At 64.8% G+C, this 7,656-nt stretch carries 4 protein-coding genes and 1 pseudogene; 3 read left to right on the top strand and 2 right to left on the bottom strand.

Annotated elements, in window-relative coordinates; all coding sequences use genetic code 11:
* The coding region (locus tag NP534_RS24330) for an alginate export family protein (protein ID WP_274100403.1) at positions 1–1,234 on the bottom strand (1,234 nt) is incomplete at its 3' end.
* A 283-nt stretch (positions 1,235–1,517) separates the two neighbouring features.
* Here NP534_RS24330 and NP534_RS24325 point away from each other — a divergent pair.
* Together NP534_RS24325 and NP534_RS24320 are read left to right on the top strand one after the other, a co-directional pair.
* Entirely contained in the window at positions 1,518–3,182 is a 1,665-nt protein-coding gene (locus tag NP534_RS24325) for an arylsulfatase (RefSeq protein ID WP_274100402.1), read from the top strand.
* A 20-nt stretch (positions 3,183–3,202) separates the two neighbouring features.
* Complete coding sequence (locus tag NP534_RS24320) at positions 3,203–4,216, top strand: formylglycine-generating enzyme family protein (protein WP_274100401.1); 1,014 nt, start codon at positions 3,203–3,205, stop codon at positions 4,214–4,216.
* A gap of 4 nt (positions 4,217–4,220) precedes the next feature.
* On the opposite strand, the pseudogene pdxR reads toward NP534_RS24320, so the two are convergent.
* Positions 4,221–5,705 (bottom strand): annotated as a pseudogene (gene pdxR, locus NP534_RS24315) (MocR-like pyridoxine biosynthesis transcription factor PdxR); the annotation flags it as partial.
* Between the two features lie 90 nt (positions 5,706–5,795).
* Here pdxR and NP534_RS24310 point away from each other — a divergent pair.
* Positions 5,796–7,496 carry a M24 family metallopeptidase gene (locus NP534_RS24310; protein ID WP_274100400.1) on the top strand — a complete coding sequence of 567 codons (1,701 nt, stop codon included), beginning with the start codon at positions 5,796–5,798 and terminating at the stop codon, positions 7,494–7,496.
* Positions 7,497–7,656 lie beyond the last annotated feature (160 nt).

The raw sequence follows: 7,656 nt of genomic DNA, 5'->3' as shown, positions 1-7,656 counted from the left end.
GTCGGCCAGTGCCGCGGGTGTTGGCAAGTACGCTCATGCCAGGCATGTATACCCCGTCGCTGGTGTTCTGTTTCCACACTTCGAACACGCCGGGCTCGAAACGCAGGTTGCGCCAAGGTGAAAAACCGAAGGTCGGGCCAATGACGATGACGTTGCTCAAGGTGGTCAGGCTGGCTTCGCCGTACACGCCATTGCGCGGGTACAACGGGTCGAAGGTACCGACCTTGCCATCGCCCACCTCGCTGTCACCACTGGCGGCGTCCAGGCGCATGGCCAAGCGTGGGTTCCACGGGTGGCTGAAGGTGTACCCGGTGTCGCTGGACACCGCCCAGGCCCGAATATCGGCGTTGCCCAGGTGCCCGCGCTGGCCCGCCAGGTCCCAGCTCCAGTCGATGGCTTGGTAGCGGCCGAACACGCGAGTGCCGAAGGTGTAGCGTTTCTCGTCACCGGTTTCCCCCGCCAGGGTGCGGTCGTCGGTTTCCAGGCCGAAGGCGAACAGGTCGATGTTCCACGCCAGGGTCAGCGGCAGCGTGCCATACAGGCCATAGAACTTGACTGCATTGTTGCTGCCGTCATCCCAGCTGTCCTCGCCGGTTTCCACGGGCCGCACGGCAAAGGCATCGAGCTTGCGCCCGTCCTTGAGGTTGAGGCTGGCGCGCAGCCCATCGAAAGTCTGGCGGATGTTGGGCGAATCGCGGTAGGTCACGAACACCTGGTTGCCATAGGCCATTTCCTGGCGGCCGACGCGTGTGGTGTAGCGCCCACCAGTAAAGTCATGGTTCAGGTCGATAAAGGCCTGGCGCACTTCATTGCGGCTTTCGTCATTGGGCGAGTACAGGTCTTTGCCGAAGGCGCGGGTGTTCTCGACCTGCACGAAGGCGCGCAGCGCATCGTCGAACAGGTGCAGGTCGGCGTGCGCCTGCAGGCGCTGCATCAGGTAGGAATCGTCCTTGATGCCGCGCAAGCCGAAGAACGGTTTGTCCATTGCATCGGCGCGGTAGCGCGCCTCTGCGCCCAATTGCAGCCAAGCGCTGTCGGACAAGCGATGGTAGCGCAGGCCATCGAACGGATCGGTGGCTTTGCCCGGTGCATCCAGAAAGCGGTAGTCCTCGACCCAGCGCGGCGCGCCGGGACGCCCCGGCCGACTGTCCTCCAAGGGGCTGGCAGCCTGTGAAAGCGGAGCGATTGATAACAGCGCCAGGGACAGACATGCCCCCGTCAACGGCTTGGTCATCAGAATATCCTTTCTTGTTGTTGTGAAAATGGATAACTCTGTTAACGATTATTTTGATTAACGATGATGCCGTCAATAGGCGCCAACGCATATCACCGCTGGGGCTGCGCGATCAGTGTTCGCTGATCGAACACTTTTGAAACCCCCGATTCAGGGCCGTTGCCATGCAAAGCCCGTAAAGAAGCGTTTCAGCCACGGGCGCCTGCGGTTTGCATTCCTTGACAAGATCATTAAATAAAAAAATCATGTGGTGCATTCCACCCACAATAATAAAGAGAACCCCATGACACCCTCGAAGCCCTTGCTTGCTTTCGGCCTGCTTCTGCTCGGCGCGAGCCAAGCGTTCGCCGCGCCAACCGTTAAACAACCCAACATTTTGCTGGTGGTCGCGGATGACCTGGGGTTTTCCGACCTGTCTGCGTTGGGCAGTGAAATCGCTACCCCTCACCTGGACAAGCTGCTGGCGGATGGGCGCCTGATGCTGGACTTTCACGCCGCACCCAGCTGCTCCCCCACCCGCGCCATGCTGATGTCCGGCAACGACCCGCACCTCTCCGGGGTTGGCATGATGGCCGAGTCGCGCGGGCGCCTGCCGGCGGGCAGCGAAGTGCAACCGGGGTATGAAGGTGTGCTGGGGGCCAACGTGGCCACGCTCGCCGAGTTGTTGCGCGATGCCGGCTACCGCACCTACATCGCCGGCAAATGGCACCTGGGCATGACCCCGGCGCAGCAGCCGCAGAACCGCGGTTTCGACCAGGCTTATGTACTGCTCGAAGGGGGCGCGGCGCACTTCAAGCAAACCAACATGGGCCTGCTGCCCAACTACAGCTGGACCTTCCGCCACAACGGCGAGCCGGTGGAGCTGCCTAACGATTTCTACTCGACCCGCTGGTTCACCGACCGCCTGATCGACGCCATCGACCAGGGCAAGGCCAGCCACAAGCCGTTCTTCGCCTTTGCCGCCTACACTGCACCGCACTGGCCGCTGCAGGCGCCCGACGCGTATCTGGCGCAATACCGCGGCCGCTATGACCAAGGCTATGAGCAGATTGCCCGCGAACGGCTTGAGCGCCAGCGCAAGGCGGGGTTGGTGCCCGCCGACTTCCCGCTGGAGCCGCAACTGGAAGGCGTGCCGGCCTGGGCGTCGCTGAGCCCTGAGCAACAGCAGCAGTCAGCCCGCACCATGGAGGTTTACGCAGCCATGGTAGCGGCGCTGGACGCCGAGGTCGGACGCTTGGTGGAGCACCTGCGGGCCACGGGCGAACTCGACAATACCCTGGTGTTGTTCATGTCCGACAATGGCCCGGAAAACGCCAACCGTGTAGACCCGGCGTGGATCAAAAGCAACTTCGACAACCGTCTGGAAAACTACGGCCGGCCCGATTCGTTCCTGATGATCGGCTCGGCCTGGGCCCAGGTCAGCGCACTGCCCAGCCGCCGCTACAAGATGACCACCTACCAGGGCGGTATTCGCGTACCGGCCTTCGTCCACTACCCGGCGACGATAAAACCTGGGCGCAGCGAAGAACTCGCCAGCGTCCGCGACATCATGCCGACCTTGCTGCAACTGGCCGGTGCGTCCTTGCCAGGCATCAAGTACCGCGACCGCGATATCGTGCCACCCCAAGGCACATCAGCTTTGGCTTACCTCGAAGGCAAGGACACCCAGATCCACCCCCGCGACGAGGCCCTGGGCTGGGAAATCAACGGGAATGCCTCCTTGCGCAAGGGCGACCTCAAGCTGTTGTTCGATACCACCGACGCAGCGCCGGCCTGGCGTTTGTTCGATTTGAGCAAGGACCCAGGCGAACGCCATGACCTGGCCCCGCAACAGCCCAAGCAAGTGGCCGAACTGCTGCGCGACTGGAAAAGCTACGCCCAGCGCAACAACATCGTGACCACGGCCGAGGGGCGGCCTGTTTCCCCCGCGTTGGTCCGCACGCCATGACACCCCGCAGGCTCGGAGGCGTGGCACTCGCCCTCGGCGTGCTTGCCGCCGCGTATGCCGCCTGGCCAGTGCCCCCTGCACCGGCGCTGCTGTGCAGCAGTTACAGCGGCGTACCAGAGCCCCACCAGGGGCCTTGGCGAGACGGTATGGTCCGCGTTGCCGGGGGCACGTTCAGCTTCGGCTCAGACCGCTTCTACAGCGAAGAAGGCCCGCCGCACCGGGCCAAGGTCTCGGCCTTCTGGGTCGACGTGCACCCGGTCACCAATGCCCAGTTCGCCCGCTTCGTGCAGGCCACCGGCTACGTGACCCAGGCCGAACAGGGCATCGACGCACAAGCCGCCCCCGACCTGCCAGACCCGCTGCGGGTGCCAGGCGCAATGGTGTTCAAGCAAGGCGCGCAGGTGTTGCGGCCCGGCTGGCAATTCGTTGCCGGGGCGAACTGGCGCCACCCCCTGGGGCCCGGCAGCCACTGGCGCGAGCGGGCCAACCACCCGGTGGTGCAGGTGACCCTGCGCGATGCCCAGGCCTACGCCCGCTGGGCCGGGCGCACACTGCCCAGCGAGGCGCAGCTGGAATACGCGATGCGCGGTGGCCTGCAGGATGCGGACTTCAGTTGGGGCACGGCCGAGCGCCCCAACGGCAACCCCATGGCCAACACCTGGCAGGGGCAGTTCCCGTATCACAATCAAGCGCTCGACGGTTTCACCGGCACCTCCCCGGTGGGCTGCTTCGTGGCCAATGGCTTTGGCCTGTTCGACGCGGGCGGCAACGTCTGGGAGCTGACGCGCAGCGGCTATCGCCCCGGGCATGATGAGGCACGCGACGCCGCCCTCGACCCCTCGGGCCCGGCGCTGGGCGACAGCTACGACCCCGTACAACCCGGGACGCCGGTGGTGGTGATCAAAGGGGGTTCACACCTGTGCTCGGCGGATGCCTGCATGCGCTACCGGCCTTCGGCACGGCAGCCACAGACGGTGTACCTGGCGACGTCTCATGTGGGGTTTCGGACGGTGCGGGCAGCTGCGGGCGACTGAGGCTGCCCAGGGCGCTTGCCGCCTGTGCCAGCCGCTGGGTGGCACGGCGGATCTCGTCCACATCGAGCGAGGCGAAGCCCAGGCGCAAGGCGTTCTCGCGGTGGCCGAACGGTGAAAACTGGCCGCCGCCGCGTAGCACCAGGTCCAGCTGCAACGCTTTGGCCGCCAACTGATCGACATCGATCGCATCGTCGAACGTCACCCACAGTGCCAACCCGCCTTCCGGTGCCTGCACCGTTATCTGCTCGCCAAAAGCATCGCGCAGGCAATTCAACAAGGTCTCCCGACGCCGACGGTACTCACTGGACACCCGCCGCAGGTGCTTTTTCAGCTCGCCGTCATTGATCAGGTCCGCCAGCATCCGCTGCATGACCGCGTCCCCCTGCCCCAAGGTCAGCACCGCAGTACGCTCAAGCACCTCGATCACATTCGGCGGCGCCACGATAAAGCTGCAACGAAAGGTGCTGCCCAACGACTTGGACAACGAGCCGATGTAGATCACATGGCGCTGCGAGGGGTCGCTGGCCAGCGGCAAGTAGGGGCGCCCGGCAAAGTGATACTCGTGGTCGTAGTCTTCTTCGATCACGCAAAAATCATGCAGCCTGGCCAGCTCCAGCAATTGCTGCCTGCGTGCGGCATGCAGGCTGACCGTGGTCGGGAACTGGTGATGCGGGGTGAGGTACATCATGCGAACGTCGTGTGCCCGGCACAACGCGTCGACCTGATCGACCCGGCAACCCTCCTCGTCCAGGTCGACGGTAACCAGCCGCGCCCCCAGCTGGCGGAATATCTCCCACGCCGGCGGGTAGCTCAGGCGCTCGACCAGCACCACATCACCCGGCTTGAGCAATGCGCTGGCCGTCAGGTACAGCGACATCTGCACGCCTTGGGTCAGGCAGATGTGTTCTGCCCCCACGTTCAGGCTGCGGTTATGGCGCAGCATGTCGGCCAATGCACTGCGCAGGTATTGGCTGCTGCCCTCGCAGCCATGGCGCACGGTGTTGGTGGTGAAACTGGTGCGCAAGGCCTTGCGGTAATAGCGATGCAACACAGCCTGGGGCAGCAGGCGATGGTCACAGGCGCCGTTATCGAAAAACAGCGCGCCTGGCCGATGGTGCAGCGTCGTCACCTGCTCGCTGTGGGTGAAATACGCCACCGCAGGCGCGTCGTTCAGCGCCAGGGCGAAGGTCGGCGGCGCGCCGCGCGCAGGCAGCGTACCCGCCGCGAGCCGGGTACTGACGAAGGTGCCCCGGCGCTGCACGCTCTCCAGCCAGCCTTTGGTGACCGCCTCTTCGTAGGCGAGGATCACCGTCTTGCGATTGACGTCGAGCAGTTGCGCCATCTCCCGCGTGCCGGGCAACAGTGTGCCGGGGCGCAGGCGGCCCTCGACGATGGCGGTCACCAGGCCTTCGACGATCTTGCGGTACGAGGCCTGCGGCTGAGCCCCATCGAGCTTGAGCAGCGGCCGCCATTTGCGAAGCTGGACCATGTGAATTATCCAGAACTGGAGGTTCTTGTGGTCCTAGTCTAAACGCAACAATCAGGCCTCTCCAGCCCACCCTTGCGCCCTGAGGTCTGTATGCACGATCGCCATGTCATTGAACTCTCGCCCTCGGGCAAGCGCTTCGAAGCCGCCGAAGGCTTGCTGCTCGATGCAATGCTCGCCAGCGGCCTGTCCGCGCCCTTCTCGTGCCGCCGCGGCGCCTGTGGGTCGTGCAAGGTCAAGGTAGTGGCGGGCCAGTATCGGCCCAAACAACGCAGCGACGACACGCCCGCGCCCTGCTACCCCCTCGCCGCCAACGAGATGCTGCTGTGCCAGAGCCATGCCTGCAGCGACATGCGCCTGGAAATACCCGGCTGGTCAGTGGACACGCCGACCCTGCAGATCAGCGCCCATGTGCTGAGCAAACGCGCCCTCAGCGTGGATATCACCGAACTGGTGCTGCAACCCACGCAGCCCCTCGAGGTACGCGCCGGCCAGTACCTGAGGTTTTGCCTGGCCAACGGCGACAGCCGCTGTTTCTCCATCGCCAACCTGCCAGCGCAGGACCAAGGGCGGTTGGTGTTTCATATTCGCGCCCTCAGCGGCGGGCTGTTCACCGCAGGCACCCTGCCGTCCCTGCAGGTGGGCGACGCGCTGCAGCTCGAAGGGCCCGTGGGCGCCTGCACCTGGCAACACGAAGGTGAACGCCCCGTGGTGTTGTTCGCCACCGGCACCGGCTATGCCGGCATCAAGCCGTTGTTGCTGACGGCCCTGTCTGGCACTGCCCAGGTCACGTTGTATTGGGGCGGTTCAGCGCTGGACGACTTCTATGACAGCGCGTTTCTCGACCAGGCCAGCCAGGCCCATCCACGGTTTCGCTGGCACCGGGTACTGTCGGCACAAGCCCGCTTGCAACAGGTTGCGTTGACGCATGCTCACCCGTGGGCCGACACCCAGGTCTATGCCTGCGGCAACCCTGCGATGATCAGCCAGGCCCGCGCACTGTGCCTTGCAGCGGGCGTGCAGGCACACCGTTTTGTCGCCGAAGCGTTTGTGCCCAGCGGCGCATCGGTGCCGGAGGCCGCGATGCTCGACACACTGCACCCGGTGCTGGAAAAAGTCGGCCCGCGCTACTCGCTGGACGGCATGCTCGCCGCCCGCGAGCAGTCGGTACGGGCCCTGGCGGCCATCGTCAGCCAACTGAAAGTCGGCATGACCACCGCCGAGGCGTTGCACATGGCAGGCCAGACATTGCAGGCAATGGGCGCGTCGCACACCTGGCACCCGACCTATATCCGCTTTGGCGACGACACCATCCGCACACCGCGCCAGGGCATCGACCTGCAGCGCCGGCTGCGTGCCACCGACATCGCCGTGGTCGACCTCGGCCCGGTGTGGGATGGCTATGAAGGCGACTATGGCGACACCTTCGTGTTCGGCGAGCACCCGCTGCATCAGGCTTGCGTCACCGCGCTGCACGAGGTGTTCGAAGAGACGCGCCAAGCCTGGTGCGACGGGCTGACCGGCCGCGAACTGTACGACGTCGCCGAGCGCAGCGCCCTGGCCAAAGGCTGGCAGCTGGAGCGCAACCTGGCCGGGCACCGCATCGCCGACTTCCCCCATGCGCTGTTCGGCCAGGACAAACTGGCCGACCTGGACATCGTACCGAGCGAGATGGTCTGGGTACTGGAGATTCAGCTGTGCCACCCCACCGAGCCGGTCGGGGCGTTTTTCGAAGACATTCTGGTTGGGCAAGCCAGGCCGGCCAAACTTGTGGTGCTTCAGAAACACCAATGAAAATTACTTGCCCAGCGCCCGTGCCGCACGGGTGACTGAGGCAGGGATGTCCTTGGCTTTTTGAGGGGGAGTGTGGATGTCTGGAGATTGTATTGGGGGCCACCAGGTGCCTGGCTTGGCATTTTCAGCGCCTATCAGATCGAGCGCCGCCCGCGCGGCG

It is taken from the genome of Pseudomonas sp. 39004 (assembly GCF_028682155.1).
GTDB lineage: Bacteria > Pseudomonadota > Gammaproteobacteria > Pseudomonadales > Pseudomonadaceae > Aquipseudomonas > Aquipseudomonas capeferrum.
This window is presented reverse-complemented; position numbering and strand designations above follow the sequence as displayed.

Excerpts from the sequence above, each read along its gene's own strand:
- NP534_RS24325 (WP_274100402.1), top strand. The coding sequence starts at position 1,518 with ATGACACCCTCGAAGCCCTTGCTTGCTTTCGGCCTGCTTCTGCTCGGC.
- NP534_RS24310 (WP_274100400.1), top strand. The coding sequence starts at position 5,796 with ATGCACGATCGCCATGTCATTGAACTCTCGCCCTCGGGCAAGCGCTTC.